General features: G+C 74.7%; 19 protein-coding genes. 14 read left to right on the forward strand and 5 right to left on the reverse strand.

The window, feature by feature from the left end; translation table 11 throughout:
- The gene (locus ACIOJE_RS03000; RefSeq protein ID WP_280680615.1) at positions 1-765 is read left to right on the forward strand and encodes an ABC transporter permease; all 765 of its coding nucleotides are present in this window, start codon (positions 1-3) and stop codon (positions 763-765) included.
- A 70-nt stretch (positions 766-835) separates the two neighbouring features.
- Here the strand turns inward: ACIOJE_RS03000 and ACIOJE_RS03005 are convergent, their stop codons facing one another.
- The 4 genes from ACIOJE_RS03005 to ACIOJE_RS03020 all read right to left on the reverse strand — a co-directional run bounded on the left by ACIOJE_RS03005 (position 836) and on the right by ACIOJE_RS03020 (position 5,067).
- A complete protein-coding gene (locus tag ACIOJE_RS03005; RefSeq protein ID WP_400772897.1) occupies positions 836-2,134 on the reverse strand; it encodes a PLP-dependent aminotransferase family protein in 1,299 nt (432 codons plus the stop codon).
- Positions 2,131-3,066, reverse strand: coding sequence for an alpha/beta hydrolase (locus ACIOJE_RS03010; protein ID WP_400772899.1), 936 nt, complete (start codon positions 3,064-3,066; stop codon positions 2,131-2,133). The genes ACIOJE_RS03005 and ACIOJE_RS03010 overlap by 4 nt, the downstream gene beginning before the upstream one ends.
- A gap of 74 nt (positions 3,067-3,140) precedes the next feature.
- The gene (locus ACIOJE_RS03015) at positions 3,141-3,917 is read right to left on the reverse strand and encodes a class I SAM-dependent methyltransferase (protein ID WP_400772901.1); all 777 of its coding nucleotides are present in this window, start codon (positions 3,915-3,917) and stop codon (positions 3,141-3,143) included.
- A 49-nt stretch (positions 3,918-3,966) separates the two neighbouring features.
- Positions 3,967-5,067: an alpha-hydroxy acid oxidase gene (locus ACIOJE_RS03020; RefSeq protein WP_400772903.1), complete on the reverse strand. Its 1,101-nt coding sequence runs from the start codon at positions 5,065-5,067 to the stop codon at positions 3,967-3,969.
- A 175-nt stretch (positions 5,068-5,242) separates the two neighbouring features.
- Here ACIOJE_RS03020 and ACIOJE_RS03025 point away from each other — a divergent pair, with 175 nt between their 5' ends.
- The 12 genes from ACIOJE_RS03025 to ACIOJE_RS03080 all read left to right on the forward strand — a co-directional run bounded on the left by ACIOJE_RS03025 (position 5,243) and on the right by ACIOJE_RS03080 (position 16,967).
- Positions 5,243-6,679 (forward strand): class I adenylate-forming enzyme family protein, encoded by a 1,437-nt coding sequence (locus tag ACIOJE_RS03025; protein WP_400772904.1) that lies wholly within the window; start codon positions 5,243-5,245, stop codon positions 6,677-6,679.
- 61 nt (positions 6,680-6,740) lie between these two features.
- Complete coding sequence (locus ACIOJE_RS03030; RefSeq protein ID WP_280680621.1) at positions 6,741-7,013, forward strand: acyl carrier protein; 273 nt, start codon at positions 6,741-6,743, stop codon at positions 7,011-7,013.
- Entirely contained in the window at positions 7,010-7,264 is a 255-nt protein-coding gene (locus ACIOJE_RS03035) for an acyl carrier protein (RefSeq protein ID WP_280680622.1), read from the forward strand. The genes ACIOJE_RS03030 and ACIOJE_RS03035 overlap by 4 nt, the downstream gene beginning before the upstream one ends.
- Positions 7,261-8,409 (forward strand): beta-ketoacyl synthase N-terminal-like domain-containing protein, encoded by a 1,149-nt coding sequence (locus ACIOJE_RS03040; RefSeq protein WP_400772907.1) that lies wholly within the window; start codon positions 7,261-7,263, stop codon positions 8,407-8,409. Before ACIOJE_RS03035 ends, ACIOJE_RS03040 begins: the two co-directional genes overlap by 4 nt.
- Positions 8,410-8,470: 61 nt before the next feature.
- Positions 8,471-9,034: a hypothetical protein gene (locus ACIOJE_RS03045; protein WP_400772909.1), complete on the forward strand. Its 564-nt coding sequence runs from the start codon at positions 8,471-8,473 to the stop codon at positions 9,032-9,034.
- Positions 9,035-9,263: 229 nt separating this feature from the next.
- A complete protein-coding gene (locus ACIOJE_RS03050) occupies positions 9,264-10,886 on the forward strand; it encodes a class I adenylate-forming enzyme family protein (protein ID WP_400772911.1) in 1,623 nt (540 codons plus the stop codon).
- Positions 10,887-10,959: 73 nt separating this feature from the next.
- Positions 10,960-12,216, forward strand: a complete 1,257-nt coding sequence (locus ACIOJE_RS03055) for a beta-ketoacyl-[acyl-carrier-protein] synthase family protein (RefSeq protein ID WP_400772912.1) — start codon at positions 10,960-10,962, stop codon at positions 12,214-12,216.
- 42 nt (positions 12,217-12,258) lie between these two features.
- Positions 12,259-13,245, forward strand: coding sequence for a 4-hydroxyphenylpyruvate dioxygenase (gene hppD, locus ACIOJE_RS03060; RefSeq protein WP_400772914.1), 987 nt, complete (start codon positions 12,259-12,261; stop codon positions 13,243-13,245).
- 30 nt (positions 13,246-13,275) lie between these two features.
- A complete protein-coding gene (locus ACIOJE_RS03065; RefSeq protein ID WP_400772916.1) occupies positions 13,276-14,190 on the forward strand; it encodes a phytanoyl-CoA dioxygenase family protein in 915 nt (304 codons plus the stop codon).
- Positions 14,187-15,167: a thiamine pyrophosphate-dependent dehydrogenase E1 component subunit alpha gene (locus tag ACIOJE_RS03070; RefSeq protein ID WP_400772917.1), complete on the forward strand. Its 981-nt coding sequence runs from the start codon at positions 14,187-14,189 to the stop codon at positions 15,165-15,167. Before ACIOJE_RS03065 ends, ACIOJE_RS03070 begins: the two co-directional genes overlap by 4 nt.
- Positions 15,164-16,132, forward strand: coding sequence for an alpha-ketoacid dehydrogenase subunit beta (locus ACIOJE_RS03075; RefSeq protein ID WP_400772919.1), 969 nt, complete (start codon positions 15,164-15,166; stop codon positions 16,130-16,132). Before ACIOJE_RS03070 ends, ACIOJE_RS03075 begins: the two co-directional genes overlap by 4 nt.
- Before the next feature lie 46 nt (positions 16,133-16,178).
- Positions 16,179-16,967, forward strand: a complete 789-nt coding sequence (locus ACIOJE_RS03080; RefSeq protein ID WP_400772921.1) for a DUF3050 domain-containing protein — start codon at positions 16,179-16,181, stop codon at positions 16,965-16,967.
- 14 nt (positions 16,968-16,981) lie between these two features.
- On the opposite strand, the gene ACIOJE_RS03085 is transcribed toward ACIOJE_RS03080, so the two are convergent.
- Entirely contained in the window at positions 16,982-18,331 is a 1,350-nt protein-coding gene (locus ACIOJE_RS03085) for an acyltransferase (RefSeq protein WP_400772922.1), read from the reverse strand.
- 159 nt (positions 18,332-18,490) lie between these two features.
- Between ACIOJE_RS03085 and ACIOJE_RS03090 the strand changes: the two genes are divergently transcribed.
- The gene (locus ACIOJE_RS03090) at positions 18,491-20,830 is read left to right on the forward strand and encodes an FHA domain-containing protein (protein WP_400772924.1); all 2,340 of its coding nucleotides are present in this window, start codon (positions 18,491-18,493) and stop codon (positions 20,828-20,830) included.
- Positions 20,831-20,990: the final 160 nt, after the last annotated feature.

Consider the following 20,990-nt stretch of genomic DNA (forward strand, 5'->3'; position numbering starts at 1 on the left):
ATGAAGCTCGCCCGCGACACCTGGCTGGTCTTCCAGCGCCAGGTGCTGCTGATGATCCGCACCCCGATCTGGATCGCCGTCGGGATCATCCAGCCCGTGTTCTACCTGCTGCTGTTCGCCCCGCTGTTGAAGAAGGTGCTCGCACCCGACGGCGCCGGCAGCTACGCCGACGCCTACCAGGTGTACGTGCCGGGCCTGTTGGCGGTGCTGTGCATCTTCGGCGGGCTGTTCACCGGTTTCAGCCTGCTCGGCGAACTGAAGGCCGGCATCATCGAGCGCTCCCGGGTGACCCCGGTGAGCCGGCTGGCGCTGCTGCTCGGGCGCGCGCTGCGGGAGATGGTGGCGCTGCTGGTGCAGGCCGTCCTGATCACCCTGATCGCGCTGCCGTTCGGTCTGCGGGTGAGCCCGCTGAACCTGCTGCTCGCCTACCTGCTGCTCGGGCTGCTGGCGCTGATGACCTCGGCGATCTCCTTCGGCATCGCGCTGATGGTGCCGACCGACGCGGCGATGGCCCCGGTGGTGAACACCATCGCGCAGCCGATCGCGCTGCTGTCGGGGGTGCTGCTGCCGCTCACCCTGGCGCCGCACTGGCTGCAGCAGACCGCCAGGTGGAACCCCTTCTACTGGGCGGTGGAGGGCATGCGCGCGCTGTTCTCCGGCCATGTCGGGGACAGCTCGGTCTGGCAGGGCCTGCTGGTCGTCGTGGTGATGACGGTCCTGTCGGTGTACTGGTCCGCCCGGCTGTTCTCCACCCGGGTGCGCTGAGGCACCACGGGCGCGGAGCGGAGGGGCCCGGCTCGTGAGCCGGGCCCCTCCGCTCCGCGCCGTGCGCCGCTCAGGCGGTGATGAAGGCCGCCAACTTGGCCACCCCGTCGATGATCTGATCCTGGGTCAGAGAGCTGATCGAGAGCCGGAGCCGGTGCTCGCCGCCGCCCGCCGGGTAGAACGGCGCCATCGGCGTCCACAGCACCCCGTACCCGCGGGCGCAGCGCTCCATCGCCGCGTCGTCGGCGGCGAACGGGACGGTCAGCACCGCGAAGAAGCCGCCCTCGGGCCGGTTCCAGGACACCCCCAGACGGCGCCGCTCGGAGGCCGGGAAGTGCCGGTCCAACTCGCGCAGCAGGGTGTCCAGGCCGGCCGCGTAGTGGGTCGTGGCAGGCGCGTTGGCCTCCCGCAGCCGGCAGTCGTGGCGCAGCAGCATGCCGCCGATGACGGCCTGGCTGAGCGCGGGCGTGTTGACCGTCGTCATGCTCTTCAGCTTGGCCAGTTCGTCCGCCAGCAGGGTGCGCCGCCCGCCGGGGGCGGCCACCTCCTGGTCGGCCACGACGTAGCCGAGGCGGGCGCCGGGGAAGCAGGTCTTGGCGAAGGAGCCCAGGTAGACCACCTGGCGGCGGCGGTCCAGCGCCTTGAGCGTCGGCCGCTCCCCCGGGTCGCGGGCGAAGAAGCCGTACGGGTTGTCCTCGATGACGAGCAGGCCCTCCGCGGCGGCCGCGTCCAGCAGCCGGCTGCGGGCGGCGACGGGCATGCTGGTGCCCGAGGGGTTGGCGAAGTCCGGGACGACGTAGAGGGCGCGCGGGCGGCGGCCCTCGGCCCGGACGGCCCGGGCGGCGGCGCGGACGGCCTCCGGGTCGGGGCCGCCTCCCGGGCCCTCGGGGACCGGGAGGGTGGTCAGGTCGAGCAGCCGGGCGGCGCCGGTGACGCCGACGTAGCAGGGCGAGCTGACCAGCAGGACGTCGTCCGGGCCGGCGCACAGCGCGCGCAGGGTGAGCAGCATGCCCTCCTGGGCACCGACGGTGAGCACCAGGGCCTCGGGGGCCACGGCCAGGCCCTCGTCGTTGGCGAGGGTGCGGGCGACCAGGTCGGCGATGATCCCCTTGGTGGGGCCGTACTGGAACAGCGCGGTGCGTACGGCGTCCCGGTCGTGGCCGCGCGCCGCCAGGTGGGCGAGGTAGGTGTCCAGGTAGCCGGGGACGTCCTCGGGGTCGAAGAAGCCCTCGTAGGGGCGGCCGGGGGCGAAGGAGACCGCGTCGGGGTAGCGGGTGGTGACCTCGTTGAGGAAGGTCATCGCGTCCAGCAGCGGGTCGGCCAGGCTCGCGTGCAGATCGGCCAGGGGCAGGGGTTCGGGCGCGCTCACCGCAGGGCCTCGCGCAGCCGCTCGGCGGCGTGGCGCTGGGCGTCGGCGGCCGCGTCCAGGGTGCCGGTCATGGCGAAGAAGCCGTGCGGCATCCCGGCGTAGCGGCGGGTCTCCACCGGGACGCCGGCCGCGCGCAGCGCCTCCGCGTACTGCTCGCCCTCGTCGCGCAGCGGGTCGTACTCGGCGGTGATGACGGTCGCGGGCGGCAGGCCGGCCAGGTCGGGGGCGCGCAGCGGGGAGGCGTGCGGGTGGGCGCCGTCGGCGGGGTCGGCCAGGTAGTGGCCCCAGTACCAGGCCACCGAACGACGGTTGAAGAGCAGCGGGTCGTCGTGCTCGCGCAGCGAGGGGGTGTCGGCGCCGTGGTCGGTGTTGGGGTAGACGAGCAGCTGGTGGCGCAGGGCCGGGCCGTCCTCGTCGCGGGCGATCAGGGTGAGGGCGGCGGTGAGGTTGCCGCCGGCACTGTCGCCGCCGACGGCGAGCCGGTCGGGGTCGACGCCGAGCTCGCCCGCGTGTGCGGCGAGCCAGGAGAGCGCTGCGCGGCAGTCGTGGACGGCGGCGGGGAAGGGGTGTTCGGGGGCGAGCCGGTAGCCGACGGAGGCGGTGACGCAGCCGACCGCGTTGGTCAGCCGGCGGCAGATCGCGTCGCTGGTGTCGGGCGAGCCGAGGGCCCAGCCGCCGCCGAAGAGGTAGAGCAGGGCGGGCAGTGGGCGGCCGGGCGGTTCGGGCCGGTAGAGCCGCAGGGCGAGTTCGCCGCCGGGGCCGGGGATGCGGTGCTCCTCGACGGCGGCGACCGGCTCGGGGCGGCCGGCCGCGGCGCGGATGTCGGCGAGGTCGGCGGCCCGGGCCTCGGCCAGGGTGAGGGTGTAGAGCGGCGGTGCGCCGCTGCTCGCGCGCCGGGCGCGCAGGGCCTCGGCCTGGGGGTGCAGGGGCATGGGTGGTCCCGTTCGGTACGGAGGTGGCGGAGGCCGGTGGCCCGTCCGGCCGATCGTGCCGGACGGGCCCCGGCTCAGCGGTCGGCTTCGACGTAGACGGTCTCGTCGGTGCGGAACGCGGTGTCGAGGTCGGCGACGTCGGGGCGGGCGCCCTGGCGGTAGGCGCAGTGGCGGATCTGCCCGGGTTCGAAGCCGGCGAGGGTGAGGACGTGCCGCAGCTCGTCCAGGTCGTAGATCCACTGGTGCCCGTAGTGGCGGAAGATCTGGTTGACCAGGAAGGCCGGGCGGGCGGGCATCGGCGGGCCGAAGCCGAGCGTGGAGAGGCGGCGGCGGTGCTTGGCGAGGAAGTTGTCGCCGGTGGCGTAGCCGACCAGGTAGCGGGCCAGGTCCGGGGTGGTCAGGCGCAGCACGCCGCCGGGGCGCAGGACGCGGCGGGCCTCGCGCAGCCAGCCGACCGCGACGGGCATGGTGACGTGCTCGATCAGGTGCTCGGCGTAGACCCAGTCGACGCTGGCGTCGGCGAAGGGCAGCGGCCGGCCGATGTCGAGCTGGGTGAACCAGCGGTCGCCGTCGACCCGGTAGAGGGTGCCGGGTTCGGTGGCGGCCCCGGGGCCCTGCAGGGTGGCGAGGTCGGTGCCGAGGCCCTCCGGGTGCGCGGTCCGGAAGGCGGCGAACTCGATGCCGGTGAGGCCGAGTTCGCGGAATCCGGCGTGGTCGCGCGGCAGCCCGCCGGGGTGCGCTTCGAGCGTGTCGCAGGTGGCGACCTGCGCGCTGAAGGCGTCCAGGCGGGTGGCGAGGCCGTCGGGGTCGTCCCAGTCCCAGCCGGGGAAGGGGTCGTTCTGTTCGGTCATCCGGTGTTCTCCATCTAGAACGTGGAACGTGCTGCGGGCGGTGCGCGGTTCAGCCGACCGGACCGGGCCAGGGGGCGAGGACGGTGCGGTCCAGGTCCGCGAGCCGGGGGCGGCCCAACAGGGCCATGGTGTGTTCCAGTTCCTCGCGCAGCAGGTCGAGGACGCGGTGCACGCCGGCCTCCCCCTCGGTGGCCAGGCCCCAGAACACCGGGCGGCCGACCAGGACGGCGCGGGCGCCGAGGGCGAGGGCGACGGCGATGTCGGCGCCGGTGCGCACCCCGCCGTCGAGCAGGACCGGCAGGTCGGCGGGTACGGCGTCGACCACCTCGGGCAGGGCGGCCAGGGAGGGCAGGGCGCCGTCGAGTTGCCGCCCGCCGTGGTTGGAGACCACCACGGCGTCGACGCCGTGCTGGGCGGCGAGGCGGGCGTCCTCGGCGGTCAGCACGCCCTTGAGGACCAGCGGCAGCCGGGTGCGGGCACGCAGCCAGTCCAGGTCGGACCAGGTCAGGGTGGGGTCGAACTGTTCGCGGGCGTGCTCGGCGATGCCCGAACCCCCGCTGGTCACACGGTGGCTGGCGGACATCAGGGCCGGGTCCAGGTTGACCGCGCGGACGGCGGGCGGGATCGCGAAGCCGTTGCGCAGGTCGCGCAGGCGGCGGCCGATCCGGGGGGCGTCCACGGTCAGGACGAGCGCGGAGTAGCCGGCCGCCTCGGCGCGTTCGACCAGGGCGGCGAGCGCGGCACGCTCGCGCAGCCAGTACAGCTGGAGCCAGAGCGGGCCGGTGGCGGCGGCCGCGATCTCCTCCAGGGTGCGGCTGGCGAACATCCCGGCGACCAGCAGGGCCCCGGCCCGGCCGGCGGCGCGCGCGGTGGCGGTCTCGCCCTCCGGGTCGACCAGTCGGTGGTAGGCCATCGGGGCGATCCCCACCGGCAGGCCGAGCGGCGCGCCGAGCAGGGTGCGCCCGGGTGAGCAGGCCGAGACGTCGACCATCGTGCGCGGGCGCAGTGCATAGCGTGCGAACATCTGACGGTTCGCCGCCATGGTGCGTTCCGCGCCGCTGCCGCCTTCGATGAAGTCCCAGATTTCCGAGGGAAGTTGCGCGCGTGCGGCGCGCTCGATCCCGGCCAGCGTGAGTTCTCCCACGGGCATCCTCGATTCCTGGGCGGCCACGCGTGGGCCTGCCCCGGTTCGGCAGCGTAGGAGCAACAGCCACATTGGTATAGACCTTGATTTGACCAAACGTCTGTGCAAGGGTCTGGCAACGGAATTGACCGTTTTGGTTGTGAACGGCGTTCATGTCAAATCCCCTCACTTCTGTGGAGCGGTGTTGACCGGCTTTTCCCCCTCTTCACTTCCGCCTTCCTCACCGCCGCACGCCGACGCCCCGGATGCCTGGGTCGACCGGTCGCTGCTGGCCGGCCCCGGAGGCGAGGAGTGCCTGCATCTCGGCGCACCGATCGATCGGGACGCCCTGCGCGCCCTGGTCGACGAGCAGGCCGCGCACCTCGCCGCGGCCGGACTCGGCCCCGGCGGCACCGCGGCGCTGCGGCTGCCACCCTCGGTGGCGTTCGTCGCGGTGCTGCTGGCGTGCTGGCGGCTCGGCGCCCAAGTGGCCCTGCTCGACCACCGGTTGACCGACCACGAGGTCGACTCGGCGGTGGCGCGGCTGGCCCCGCAGGTGCTGGTAGGCTCCGCTCACCGGACCGCGGCGGCTCTGCGCGGCTTCTCCGAGGTGGAGCCGGTGGCCGTCCGACTGCCGGACGGGCTCCCGGCCCGCACCGGGCACGCGCTGATCCAGCTCAGTTCCGGATCCACCGGACCGGCCAAGGTCATCGCCCGTACGGCCGCCGACCTGCTGCGCGAACTCGACTGCTACCGCAGGCTGATGGATTTCCCCGGCGAGGGCGAGCGGGTCGTCCTGCTGTCCTCGGTCGTGCACGTGCTCGGCCTGGTCGGCGGACTGCTCAACAGTCTGCACGCCCGCGTCGCGCTCACCGTGCCCGAGCGGATGACGGCGGCGGGCATCCTCGCCGCGGTCGCCGCCGGCGACCGGCCGACCACCGTCATCGGGGTGCCCTTCCATGCCGAGCTGCTGGCCGGCGCCGTCGCTCCCCCGGCGCTGCCGCAGCTGCGGCGGATGATCGTGGCGGGCGAGCTGGTCCGCCCGGGCCTGCCCGCGCTGTTCACCGACCGCTACGGCGTCCCGCTCGGCACCATGTACGGGATGACCGAGACCGGGGTCATCGCCACCGATCTGTCCGGCGCGCTCCACCCGGCCAAGCGACCCGTCCACGGGATGCGGCTGCGGCTGGTCGCGGGCGAGCTGCAGATCGGCGCGGCGGCCTCGCCGTACCCCGGGCTGGACGACCCGACCCGCTGGTCGGACGGTTGGCTGCACACCCGCGACGCGGCCGAACTCGACCAGGCCACCGGCCGGGTCAGCGTCCTCGGCCGGCTGGACTCCCAGGTCTCGATCGGCGGCCTCAAGGTCGACCTCACCGAGGTCGAGCAGGCGCTCACCGCGCTGCCCGAGGTCCGCGAGGCCGTGGTGGTCTTCGAGGACGGCGCGATCGAGGCCTACCTGGCCACCGAACCCGACGCCGACCTGGCACGCGTCCAGGACGGGCTGGCCCGCCGGCTCGCCGCCTACAAGCGGCCGCGACGGCTCGCCCTGCTGCCCCGCCTGCCCCGTACCGCCACCGGAAAACTCCTGCGCGACCCGGCCGCCCTGCGCACCACCACCACGGCCGCCGCGCTCTGATCCACCGCGCGCACCCCGACGTTCGCGCCCCGACGTTCACGCCCGACAAGGAGCCACCACCATGCAGGACCGCATCCGCGAGTTCGTCCTCGCCTCGCTGACCGAGATGCAGTACGACGTCTCCGAGGTCACCGGGGACACCGACCTCGGCCCGGCCGGGCTGGACCTCGAATCGCTCGCGCTGGCCGAGCTGTCGGTGCAGGTCGAGGACGAGTTCGGGATCAAGTTCGACCTGGACGAGATGGAGACCACCGCGCTGATGACGCTCGACGAGTTCACCGCCGACGTCGTCAAGCGGATCGCAGCCGTCACCCCCGCCGGCAGCGCGGCGTGACCGGCGCCGACCTCCCCGACCGGGCCGAGGTCCGCGCGATGCTGGCGGCGTTCGGGCAGCGCGCCGCCGACACCCTGCCCGAGGATCTCGGCTCGCTCGAACTCACCTGGCTCATCGCCGAGTTCGAGCAGCGTTACGACATCCAGGTGGACCTCGACGACGACCGCTTCGGCGCCGTCCGGACGGTCGACGACGCGACCGAGCTGCTGCGCGCGGCCGTCCTGGCCGAACGAGCGGGCGCACGGCCATGACCGGCGGTACGTCATCCGCGCACCGGCCGCGCGGCCGGCCGGTGGTCACCGGGCTCGGTGTGCTCAGCTCCGCCGGGCGCGGGCTCGGCCCGTTGACCGCGGCCACCGCCCACGGCAGGACCGCGTTCGGCCCGGTCACCCGCTTCGACGTGGGCGCCCGCCGCACCACCCGGGCCGCCCTGCTCCCCGACGACGTGCCGCTCGCCCCCACCTTCCCGCTGGCCCGCGCGGTGCTCGACGCCGTCGGCCAGGCCTGCCGCCAGGCCGGGCTGACCGCCGCCGACGGCGCGCCCACACCCGTCCTGCTCGCCCTGCACAGCGACGAGCGGACCCGGAGCACGGCCGAAGCGGTGGCCGCCGGGGTCCGCGCCACCTGGGGCACCGCCGGGGTCACCCGGGTGTACACCGGCGCCTGCGTGGCGGCCGCGACCGCCGTCGCGGACGCCGCGGCGCTGGTCGCCGCCGGGCGGCACGAACGGGTCCTGGTCGCGGCCGGGCACCTGGTCGAGCCGGGCGTGTTCGCCGTCTTCGACGCCGGGCGCGCGCTGGCCCGGGACGGCGAGCTGCGCCCGTTCAGCGCCGGCCGGACCGGCACCCTGCTCGGCGACGCGGCCGCCGCCGTGCTGGTCGAGGCCGCCCCGGCCGCCGAACGGCGCGGCGCCGCCGTACTCGCCCGGCTGGCCGGCTGGGGCCGGGCCGGGGACGCCCACCACGTCTGCCGCCCCGAACCGGGCGGCGCCGGGGTCGCCCGGGCCGTCGAGGCGGCGCTCGCCCGCGCGGACGTCGCCCCGGCCGAGATCGGCTACGTCAACGCCAACGGCACCGGTTCCACCCTCGCCGACCAGGCCGAGGCGAGCGCGCTGCGCCGGGTGTTCGGCCGGCACCTCGCCGAACTCCCGGTCAGTTCCAGCAAGTCCGCGCACGGACACGCCCTGGAGGCCTCCGCCCTGCTCGAACTCGCCGTCACCATCGGCGCGTTGGGCACCGGACTGCTCCCCGTCAACGCCGGCTGGCTCGGCCCGGACCCGGACGTCGGCCTGGACCTCGTCCTGGACGGCCCCCGCGCCGCCCGCCCCCGCTACGCACTCAGCCTCAACTCCGCCTTCGGCGGCGCCAACACCGCCCTGCTGGTGGCCCCCGCATGACCGGCCACCGGACCCCGCCCGCCGTCCGACGGCACCGACCCCGTACCCCGGCACCCACACGATGACCACCGACACCGCACGCACCGACGACACACCCACCGACGTCACACCCACCGACGCCGTCGCCGCCGCCGGCCTGCGGGTCCTCGCCGAGGCCCGCCGACCCGACCCCGGCCTGGCGGGCCCACCGCCACCGCTGCCCGGCTTCGCCGCCTCCGGCTTCAACCCGCTGGTCGCCGACACCGCCGACCGCTGCCTGCGCACCCACCACGGCGCCCCGCCCGCCCCCGGACGGACCGCACTGCTGCTCGCCAGCTCCGACGGCGACCGCGCCACCGCACGGGCCATCGACCAGAGCGCCGAACCCGGACGGCGGCCGGCACCGCTGCTGTTCTTCCGGTCCAACCCCAACGCCGTCCTCGGGCACATCGCCGCCCGCTGGGGCCTGACCGGCCCCGTCGTGGCGATCAGCCCCGCGCGGACCGTCCCCGGACGGGTACCGCAGGACGCACTCGACCTCGCGGCGCTGCTCCTCGCGGACGGCGACGCCGACCGGGTGCTGGTCATCGCCGCCGAACAGGGAGAGGACGGCGGCCACGCGGTGGCCGTCCTGGTCACCGGCTGAACCGGCCGACCGCCACCGGCCGTCCCCACTGGTGAGGCCCGACGCCTGAAGCAGCCGCACCCGGCAGACCAGCACCGGCCCCCGTCGCACCTGACGACCCCGTCGACGGCTCCCATCGCCACCTGCGTCGCACCCGTCGACGCCCTTCGCCGCCCGCGCGGCCGCCCGACCCACGCCACCCGATCAGCCGCCCGGGCCGCCCCCGGCCCCGATGGAGGGATCCACCCCCGTGACCATCCGCAGTGTCCGCTCCCTGCTCGCGGACGACCCCGACGTGGGCGCCGGCAACGTCCTGACCGCCCGGCTCGCGCTCGGCCTCGGCCTGGACGAGCCGCTGCTGACCTTCGACACCCCGGTGGACGGCCACCCCGCCTGGCAGCCCCTCACCCTGCGCGAGCTCGACCGCGCCGTCCGGGCCCGCGCCGCCGCCCTGCACGCCCTCGGCATCACCCGGCGCGACCCGGTGGTGGTCTACGCGGGCGACGCCGCCGACCACGTGCTCTCCTTCCTCGCCCTGACCCGGCTCGGCGCCATCCCCGCGCTGCTCAACCCCAACGTGGACGGCGAGCGCGCCGCCCGCTACATCGCCCGCCTCGGCGCCGTCGGCGTCCTCGCCGACCCGGCCCGCCTGGCCGCACTGGCCGGGCACGAGGTCGGCGCGCCACTGCTGCCCGAGATCGGCACGCTCGGTTCCAGCGACCCGCAGGCCGCCCCGGAGCCGTACCGGCACTGGTCCGGCGACCCGGTGGCGATCACCCACTCCTCCGGCACCACCGGGATGCCGAAGGCCGTCGTCCACTCGCACGCCGGCCTGTACGCGGCGATCCGCCACCGGCTGCGGCTGCCCCGCCCGCAGGGCCAGGACCGGATGCTCAGCGCCCTGCCCGCGCCACACGCCGCCACCCTGATCGCGCTCAACCTCGCGCTCAGCTCGCACACCGAACTCGCCGTGCTGTCACGGCAGTCCGGCGCCGGAGTACTGGACGCGATCGAGCAGTGGCGGCCCACCGGCGTGATCGGCTTCGCCGCCACCTGGGCCGAACTCGCCCACCACGACCTCGCCGCCCGGGAGCTGGACACCGTCGCACTGTGGTGGAACACCGGCGACTGCGCGCACGAGGTGCACATCCGCCGCCTGATCGCCACCGGCAGCCGGGAGTCCGTCACCCGCGAGGGCCGGGTCCGCACGCCGGGTTCGCTGTTCGTGGACGGCCTGGGCTCCACCGAGATGGGCCACTCGCACTTCTTCATCACCCACGGCCCCGGCACCGAGCGCTACGGGCGCTGCGTCGGCCGCCCGCACGCCTTCGTCGACTGCGAGGTGGTCGGCCCCGACGGCGAGCCGCTCGGGCCCGGCGAGGTCGGCGAACTCGCCACCTCCTCACCGACCCTGGCACTCGGCTACTGGAACGACTCGGCGACCACCTTCCGCACCAGGATCCGCGGCCGCTTCCTCACCGGCGACCTGATGTACCGGGACGAGGAGGGCTACTACTACCACGTCGACCGGGCCGTGGACTCGGTCGAACTCGGCGACGGCAAGCGGCTGTTCACCGCCATGTCGGAGGAGCGGGTACTGGCCGCCCGCCCGGACGTGGCGGACTGCACCGTGGTCGCCGTCCGGGACGGCGAGCGCGTGGTCACCGACGTGCTGCTGATCCTCGCCGCCGACGCCGACCCGGCCGCCGACCGGACCAAGGACGTCATCGCCGCCCTGGAGGAGGCCGCCGCCGCGACCGTGCGCCAGGTGCTGGTCGTCTCCGGGGACGACATCCCGCTCGGCCCCACCGGCAAGGTCCGCAAGGTGCTGCTGCGCCAGCGCTACCTCGACGCCGCGGCCGGTGCCCGATGACGGGGCACGACGAGGTCGCCCCCGGCAGCCGCGCGGTGCGCCGACCGACCGCCGGGCGCAGCGGGGTGGGCGCATGAGCCGCCGTGAGGGGGCCGTCGTCACCGGCCTCGGCCTGGTCTCACCGCTCGGCCGCGAGCCCGCCGAGGTGTTCGACGCGCTGACCGCCGGGCGCTCCGGGCTGTCCGCCGTCCCCGAGGGCCACGCCGCGCACGGCTGGCTGCCCGCCGCCGGGATCGCCCCCGCCGTGGACGGCCGGGAGGTGCTGCCGCCCACCGAGACCCGCTGCGTGGACCGCTTCGTCCTGCTCGCCCTCGCCGCGGCCGACGACGCACTCGCCGACGCCGGCCTGGTCGTCGGCCAGGACGTCGACCCGCACCGCACCGCCGTGGTGCTGGCCACCGGCGGCGGCGGGCTGGAGACCTTCGAGCAGCAGTCCCACCGCCGGCTGGAGCGCGGCCGCCCCGGCGTCAGCCCGTACCTGCTGCCGGGGATGCTCTCCAACATGGCCACCGCCCGGATCGCCATCAAGCACGGGATCCGCGGCTACAGCTCGGCCGTGGTGACGGCCTGCGCGGCCGGCGCCCAGGCGGTCGCCGAGGGGCTGCGGCTGATCCGGGCCGGCGACGCGGACGTGGTGGTGTGCGGCGGCACCGAGTCCTCGCTGCACCCCACCATCGCCGCCGCCTTCACCAACGCCCGGGCGCTCGCCCAGGGTTGGGAGGACCCGGCGCAGGCCAGCCGGCCCTTCGACGCCCGCCGCAACGGCTTCGTGCTCGGCGAGGGCAGCGCCGTCCTCGTCCTGGAGCGCGCCGAACACGCCGACGCCCGCGGCGCCGCCGGATACGCGGACGTCATCGGCTGGGGCGCCTCCACCGACGCCCACCACCCGACCATGCCCCGCCCGGACGGCGCGGGCGCCGCCGACGCGATGCGCGCCGCACTCGCCAACGCGGGCCTGGCGCCGGGCGACATCGACTACGTGAACGCCCACGGCACCGGCACCAAGCTCGGCGACGTGGCCGAGACCGCCGCCCTGCACGCCGTCTTCGGCGCGCACCCGCCCGCGGTCAGCTCCACCAAGGGCGCCACCGGCCATCTCCTGGGCGCCGCAGGCGCGTTGGAGGCGGTGGTGACCGCCCTGGCGGTGGCGAGGGGGACGCTGCCGCCGACACTCAACCTGACCGCCCCCGACCCGGCCTGCGACCTGGACCACATCCGGGGCGGGGCCCGGTCCGCACCGGTGCGCGCCGCGCTGAGCAACGCCTTCGCCTTCGGCGGCCACAACCTCAGCCTGATCCTCGGTCCGGCCTCCACCCGGGCCGCCAAGTAGCGCGCCGATCCTCGTCCTTCCATCCCTCCGGGGGAGATCCCGTTGTCCATCCAGTTCATCACCCACGTCGAATTCCACTGCGCGGACGCCGACAAGACGGCGGCCGGGCTCTGCGCCGACTTCGGCTTCACCGCCGACCTCCCGGCGACCGAGCCGGACGGCGCCCGCACCATCCGACTGCGCCAGGGCACGATCCGGATGCACCTGGCCTCCGCCGCCGACCTCGACCACCCGGTGGCCGGCTACGTCGCCCGGCACGGGGACGGCGTCGCCGTGCTCGCCCTGGCCTGCACCGACCCGCAGGCCGCGCTGGAGCGCGCCGAGCGGCACGGCGCCCGCGTGCTGGACCGGGCCGGCGGGCTGATCGCCGGCTTCGGCGACACCGCCCTGCGGTTCGTCCCGCTGCGCACGGCCGAGCCCACCGACGAGCCGGGCCTGCTGGACGCCCTGGACCACGTCGCGATCTGCGTCCCGGCGGGCCAACTCGCCGACGCCGTACGGTTCTGCGAGGCCGCGCTCGGCTTCCACCGGATCTTCGGCGAGTACATCGAGGTCGGCCGGCAGGCCATGGACTCCAGCGTGGTGCAGAGCGCCTCCGGCGAGGTCACCTTCACCCTGATCGAGCCGGACACCACCCGGCGCCCCGGCCAGATCGACGAGTTCCTGGCCGCCCACGACGGCGCCGGGGTGCAGCACCTCGCCTTCCGCACCCGCGACATCGCCACCGCCGTCCGGACCGCCCGCGACCGCGGCGTGGAGTTCCTGAGCACCCCGGGCGCCTACTTCGACGCCCTGGCCGAGCGGTTCGGCGAGACCGCCATCCCGGTGGAGACCCTGCGCGACCTGCACGTGCTGGTCGACCAGGACCACGGCGGCCAGCTGTTCCAGATCTTCGTCCGCTCCACCCACCCCCGGCGGACCTACTTCCTGGAGCTGATCGAGCGCCAGGGCGCGGGCACCTTCGGCACCGCGAACATCAAGGCCCTGTACGAGGCCGTCGAGCGGCAGAGCTCCGCCGCCACCGTCTGACCGCCCGCACCCGAAGAAGGGGCACCGCCCATGACCACCGTCGCCGCGTTCCGCCTCAGCGAGGCCGAACGCGCCCTGCTGCCCACGCCCGAGGAGGTGGCCCACTACCGCGAGCACGGCTGGTACCTGTCCCGGAAGCTGTTCAGCGACGAGGAGCTGGACACCCTCCAGGCCGCCACCGAGCGCTACTACTCCGGCCACCGCGACCGCGAGCTGCCCGTCCGGCCACCGCGGCTGGCCGCCTGGGAGCCCTCGCACGGCCCGATCCAGCGGCACAACGACTACGTGCACTACGAGAGTGACGCCATCGGCGCGATCCTGCGCAAGCCGCTGGTCGGCGCGGTGGCCGCCCTGCTCGCCGGCGCCGAGGAGATCCGGATCTTCCAGGCCACCCTGATCCACAAGCCACCGGTGCCCGGGGAGCCGAGCAACCAGGTGCCCTGGCACTTCGACAAGCACTACTGGCAGACCTCCACCTCGGAGGAGATGCTCACCGCGTTCATCCCGTTCCACGACTGCCGCGAGGAGAACGGCACCATCACCATGGTCGACGGCAGCCACCGCTGGCGGGAGCTGGACTCCGGCGAGGACTCCACCCGGCACTTCGCCGAGCGCGACCGCAGCGAGCTGGACGACATCCTGGCCGCCAACGCCGCCCACAACGGGCAGCAGGTGCACACCGTCCCGATGCTCATCCCGCGCGGCCACATGTCCTTCCACCACTGCCGCACCTACCACGGCAGCGGCCCCAACCTGGCCTCCTTCCCGCGCCGGGCCGTCTCGCTGCACCTGCAGGACGGCGCCAACGAGTACCGCCACCACACCAGGACGGACGGCGGCCCGGTGGTCTACAACCACGACGTGCTGGTGCGCCGCACCGCCGACGGCCGGCCCGACTACGCCGACCCGCAGTTCTGCCCGACGGTCTGGCAAGGCGCGCTGTGACGGCTCCACTGGAGACCCCGGCCGAGCGCTACCGGATGCTGCGGCTGATCCGCGGCTTCGAGGAGCTGGCGCTCGGCCTGGTCAAGGCCGGCGCGATCCCCGGCGGCATCCACCCGTACATCGGGCAGGAGGCCGTCGCGGTCGGCGTCTGCTCGGCACTCGGCCCCGCCGACCGGCTCACCAGCACCCACCGCGGCCACGGCCACGTACTCGCCCGCGGCGCCGCACCGCACCGGCTGCTCGCCGAACTGGCGGGCCGCGTCGACGGGTTGAACGGCGGCCGGGGCGGCTCGATGCACGCCGCCGACCTCTCGCTGGGCATCCTCGGCGCCAACGGCATCGTCGGCGCCGGCGCCCCGATCGCGGTCGGCGCCGCCTGGGCGGCCCGGCAGGCCGGGGACGGACGGGTCGCGGTGGCCTTCTTCGGCGACGGCGCGCTCAACCAGGGCGTCCTGCTGGAGTCGTTCAACCTCGCCGCGATGTGGCGGCTCCCGGTGGTGTTCGTCTGCGAGAACAACGGCTACGCCACCACCCTGCCCGCCGCCACCGCGGTCGCGGGCAGCGCGACCGGGCGGGCGGCCGCCTTCGGCATCCCCGCCGAGGAGGTGGACGGCATGGACACCGAGGCCGTCCGCGCCGCCGCACGGCGCGCGGTCGACCGGGCCCGCTCCGGCGACGGCCCCGGCTTCCTGGAGTGCCGCACCTACCGCTACGAGGGCCACCACACCATGGAACGCCGGATGAGACTGCGCTACCGCACCTCCGAGGAGGTCGACGCCTGGCGCGCCCGCGACCCGCTCCCCCGGGCCGCCGCCCTGCTGGACCCACCGACCGTCGCCGGGCTCGACGCCGCGGTGGCCCGGCAGCTCGGCGCCGCCGAGGAGTTCGCCCTCGCCTCCGAACACCCGGACCCGGCAGGCGCGTTGGACCACCTGTACGCCGACGGGTTGCGGCCCCGGGCGGGGGCGGTGGCATGACCAGGCTCTCGTACACCAAGGCCCTCAACCGGGCGATCGCCGACGAACTCGCCGACGACCCGGCGGTCTGCGTCTTCGGCGAGGACATCGGCGCCGGGATGGCCGGCCCGACGCTCGGCCTGCTGGACCGCTTCGGTCCCGAGCGGATCGTCGACACCCCGCTGTCCGAGCAGGCCTTCACCGCGATGGCGATCGGCGCCGCGCTCGCCGGCCGGCGGCCGGTGCTGGAATTCCAGATCCCCTCGCTGCTGTTCCTGGTCTTCGAGCAACTCGTCAACCAGGCCCACAAGTTCTCCCTGATGACCGGCGGGCAGGCGAGCGTCCCGCTGACCTGTCTGGTGCCCGGCTCGGGCTCCCGGGACGGCTGGGCCGGGCAGCACTCCGACCACCCGTACAGCCTGTTCGCCCACGCCGGGGTGAAGACCGTGGTGCCCGCCACCCCGACCGACGCCTACGGGCTGCTGCGCTCGGCGATCCGCGACCCGGACCCGGTCGTGGTGTTCGCGCCCGCCGCCGCCCTCCCGGTGCGCGAGACCGTCACCTGGGACCTCGCCCCGATCCCGCTCGGCCGGGCCCGGATCCACCGCCCCGGCACCGACGTCACCGTGGTCGCCGTCGGACACCTGGTGCACGACGCGCTCGCCGTGGCCGAGGAGGTCGCCGAGGACGTCTCGGTCGAGGTCCTCGACCCGCGCACGCTGTACCCGATGGACTGGGCCGCGCTCGCCGCCTCGCTGGAACGCACCGGCCGGCTGGTCGTGTTCGACGACTCCAACCGCAGCTGCGGCTTCGCCTCCGAGGTGCTGGCCACCGCCGCCGAGGAAATGCGCCTGATCGCCCCGCCCCGCCGGGTCACCCGCCCCGACGGCGCCGTCCTGCCCTTCGCCCCCGCCCTCGACCGGGCCCTGCAGCCCGGCCGCGAGCAGCTGCGCCACGCCCTGCACGCCGTCCTGAAGCACCCCTGAAGCACGCCCGAAGCACGCCCGAAGCCCCTGACCCGAAGGAGCCGTCTTGTCCATCAACCGCTACCACTGGGACCGTTCGCACCCCGGCCTGACCAGCCTCCAGCAGGCCATCGACCCGCTGCGCCGCGAGGTGGTCGGCCACGCCGTGTACGGCGGGCTGACCAGCATCGAGCGCGTCCGCACCTTCCTGGACAGCCACGTCTTCGCGGTCTGGGACTTCATGTCACTGCTGAAGAGCCTGCAGCGCGACCTCACCGGCGTCGAGGTCCCGTGGGTCCCGAGCGGGCCGACCGCCAGCCGCCGGCTGATCAACGAGATCGTGCTGGTCGAGGAGAGCGACGAGCTCGGCGAGGACTACACCAGCCACTTCGAGCTGTACGTCGAGGGCATGCGGCAGGCCGGCGCCGACCCGCGCCCGGTCGAGGAGTTCCTGGAGCTGCTGGGCACCGGCACCGCCGTGCCGGAGGCGCTGAAGGCCGCCCCGGTGCCGCAGGCCGCCGTCGACTTCACCGGCACCACCTGGTCGATCATCGAGACCGCGCCGGTGCACTGCCGGGCCGCCGCCTTCGCCTTCGGCCGCGAGGACCTGATCCCGGACATGTTCGCCCAGGTGGTCGGCATCGACGACCCGGACGGCGTGCTCACCGTGTTCAAGGACTACCTGGCCCGGCACATCGAGGTGGACGGCGAGCAGCACACCCCGATGGCGATGCAGATGCTGATCGACCTGTGCGGCGACGACCAGGCCAAGTGGGACGAGTGCGCCGAGACCGTCCGCACCGCGCTGCGCGCCCGGGTGCAGCTGTGGACCGCGATCGAGGCGGACTTCGCCTAGTTTCCAGGTGCTCCTCAGATCACCTTGGGAACGGCCGAGGCCGACGCGGGCAGCGCGTCGGCCTCGTGCCGGAAGCGGTGCAGCGCGGCCCGGCCCTCCGTACCCCGCACCCGGGCGGCGAGCCGGGCCGGCAGCACCACGGTGCTCAGGTAGCCCTCGCCGCCGAACCCCTCGACCGTCCAACTCACCCACGGCAGTGGGTAGTTGGCGGCCGGGCTGAAGAACACCGGGTGGTGCCCCTGGAAGCTCACCCGATAGGCCCCGAACCGGCTCCAGTTGGAGAAGCTGAACCGGCGCGCCTGCGGGTCGAAGCCCAGCGGCACGCAGTCGCGCAGCCGGGCACGGCCGAGCGAGGCCAGGAAGCCCAGGTTGGAACGCAGGTTGAGGTGGGCGGTCGGGAACTCCTCGACCGCCGCCCGCAGCGCGCCCGCGAGCGCCGCCGGGCCGTCCTTGGGCCGGTACGGCAGGTGGACGTCACCCAGCAGGTTGCCCACCAGCGCGGGCGAGAGCCCCAGCCAGCGCCGGGCGTTGACCGGGACGGTCAGCCAGCGCTCGGCCTCGTCGCCGTCCAACTCCCTGATCGTGCCGAGGACATGGGCGCAGAGCACGTCCCCGGACGAGAGTCTTCGGCCGGCCGCCGCACCGAACTCCGCGCGCATCCGGTCGACTTCGGCGCCCCCGAAGTAGATCTGGACGGTCCGGTTGGCGCGCGGCCCGGCCGCCACCTCGCGGGCCAGCAGCTGCGCCTCCGCCGCCGAGGGCACCCGGAAGCCGGGCCGCCCGCAGTCCTCGGCCGGGAGCACCCGGTCCAGCAACGCGTCCTGGTCCTCGACCAGTTCGGCCTCGGGAAGCTCCTCGCCCTCGACCGCCGCCGACCAGATCCGCAGCAGCAGCATGAAGCTGTGCAGGTCACCGATCGCGTGGTGCCAGGAGCAGCCCAGCACCGTCCCACCGTCGGCGGTGCGGGTCACCCGGACGGTGAGCAGCGGGGCGCCGCCGACGCGCGCGGCCAGGGCGTCCACCGGGTCGACCAGCTCGGAGCCGGCGGCCGTCACCCGGCCCATCGCCTCGGCGAGCGTGCCGTCCACGGCGTAGAGGTCCAGCGGGACGCCGGAGTCGTCGCAGACCGCTTCGAGGGCGTCCCCGTCGGTGCGCAGCCGCCCGGCGAACACCGGCACCCGGTCCAGGGCGCGGGCCAGGCCGGCGGCGAGCCGGTCGTCGTCCAGCGGCCGGTCGAAGTAGAGCACGACCGAGACTGCGAGGTCGGCCAGCATGGTGTCCATCAGGCCGCAGTGCAGCACCGTGCCGGGGGCGCGGCCGGCTCTGACGGTCCGGGAACGGCGCAACTGCGGCCAGATACTCATGCGTTCCGTCCCCGGGTGGTCGTCGGGTGGCGTGCGGGCACGCCGAACGATAGTGCCGCGCCGGGACAGTGGTCCAGTCCAATCCCAGGGTCCGGACAGGCCGTCCGAACCGGCTGTCCGGACAGGCCCCCGACCCGCCGCGGCGATAGAATTCGCATCATGGGACAGCGCCCGGGCGCACCCACCGCGCCACCCCTCGTCCTGGTCACCGGCACCGAGTCGCAGCTGATCGACCCGGCCCTGGCCTACCACCTCGGCCGCGACCCGACCAGCGAGATCGTGCTGGACGATCCCCGGGTCTCCTGGCACCACGCCGTGCTGCGGGCCACCGACGGCCACTGGCTGCTGGAGGACGTCGGCAGCACCAACGGCACCTACGACCAGGGCCGCCGGATCGACCGCCAGGACGTCGGCCCCGGCACCCGGCTGCGCTTCGGCGACCCGGCGGACGGCCCGTCCGCGACCTTCGCCGGCCTGCCCCGCCCCGACCCCGGCGAACGGCCCTCGCTGCTCGCCCCCGAACTCTCCGGGACGTTCCGCAGCCCCAGCTCGGTGCTCCAGCTGCCCGGCGGCACGGTGCGGATCGGCCGCTCGCACGACAACGACCTGATCCTGGACAACCTGGTGGTCTCCCGCCACCACGCCGAACTGCGGAACCTGCCCGACGGCGGCCACGAGATCGTCGACCTGGACAGCCACAACGGCACCTACCTGAACGGCCGCCCGGTCCAGCAGGCGCCGATCGGCCCGGCCGACATCGTCGGCATCGGCCACTCCGCGCTCTGCCTCTCCGACGGCCACCTCGTCGAGTACACCGACACCGGCGAGATCTCCCTGGACGTGCAGCACCTGGTGGTCCGGGTCGGCTCCGAGCACCGGGTACTGCTGGACGACGTGAGCTTCCCGCTCGCCGAGAAGGCGCTGCTCGCGGTGGCCGGCCCGAGCGGCGCCGGCAAGTCCACCCTGCTCAACGCCCTCACCGGGCTGCGCCCCGCCGACGAGGGCACGGTGCTGTACGACGGACGGGACCTCTACCGCGACTACGCCGAACTGCGGCGCCGGATCGGCCTGGTGCCGCAGGACGACATCCTGCACACCCAGCTCACCGTCCGCCGCGCCCTCGCCTACGCCGCCGAACTGCGCTTCCCCGGCGACACCGCGAAGCACGAGCGGGAGGCCAGGGTCACCGAGGTGATCCACGAGTTGGGCCTGGCGAGCCGGGCCGACCAGGTGATCGGCAGCCTCTCCGGCGGCCAGCGCAAGCGGGTCAGCGTCGCGTTGGAGCTGCTCACCAAGCCCTCGCTGCTGTTCCTCGACGAGCCGACCTCCGGCCTGGACCCGGGCATGGAGCGCTCGGTGATGCACATGCTGCGCGGGCTCGCCGACGACGGCCGGACGGTGGTCGTGGTGACGCACAGCGTGCTGAGCCTCAACGTGTGCGACCGCCTGCTGGTACTCGCCCCCGGCGGCCGGACGGCCTACTACGGCCCGCCGGGCGAGGCACTGGAGTTCTTCGGCTTCGAGGAGTGGCCGGAGGCCTTCGAGGCCTTCGAGAACGAGGACCACGAGGCCTGGCAGCGCCGCTTCCGTGCCTCCCCGCAGTACGGGCGGTACGTCGCCGCCGAAGCCGTCCCCGCGGCGCCGGCCGACGGACACCCGTCGCCGCCGATCGGCTGGGAGAAGCCGCAGGGCTGGTTCTCCCAGCTGGGCACCCTGGTGCGGCGGTACACCGCGGTGCTCGCCGCCGACCGGCTGTTCCTCACCATCATGGTGGTGCTGCCCTTCGTGATCGGCCTGATGTGCCGGGTGATGGCCGGCTCCCGGCTCACCCCGGACAACGCCGTCAACTGCCTGCTCACGCTCTGCATCGGCGGCCTGCTGACCGGCGCCGCCAACTCGGTCCGCGAGGTGGTCAAGGAACGGGCGATCTACCGGCGCGAACGCGTGGTCGGGCTGTCCAGATCGGCGTACCTGGTCTCCAAGGTGGTGGTGCTCGGCACGGTCACGGTCGGTCAGGCCGCGGTGCTGACCGTGGTCGGCCTGGCCGGGGTGAACCTCTCCTGGGCGGTGCCGACCGGCGTGGTGATGCCGCAGCTGCCCGAGCTGATCATCGCGGTCGCGCTGCTGGCGTTCTCGGCGATGATGCTCGGCCTGGTGGTCTCGGCGCTGGTGGACAAGGAGGAGGCCACCATGCCGCTGCTGGTGCTCCTCTCGGTGGTGCAGATCGTCTTCAGCGGCCTGATGCTCAAGCTGCACGGCGTGCCCGGGCTGGAGCAGTTCGCCTGGCTGATCCCGTCCCGCTGGGGCATGTCGGCGATGGCCCGCACGGTCGAGCTGCACCGCATCTTCCCGACCGCGATCACCGCCGACCCGATGTTCCGCCACGAGCGCGCCGGCTGGCTGCGGGCCATCGCGGTGCTGCCCGCGCTCGCGGTGGCGTACGGGCTGCTGGTGCTGGTCCTGCTGCGGCGGCACGAGCCCGCGATCATGCGGCGGTAGGGCGCCGCCGTGCGGCGCGGGGGCTCGGTCGGGCGGCGCCGGACTCGGTCGGGCGGCGCCGGACTCGGTTGCGCGGCCCCGGGCCGGGCCCGGCCGCCGCCGGTAGAGTGGAAAACGACCTGTGGTGCGAGTGCCGCGCGCAGCCGCGGCTCGCGCGGCG

The sequence above is a fragment of the Kitasatospora sp. NPDC087861 genome (assembly GCF_044742585.1).
Lineage (GTDB): Bacteria > Actinomycetota > Actinomycetes > Streptomycetales > Streptomycetaceae > Kitasatospora.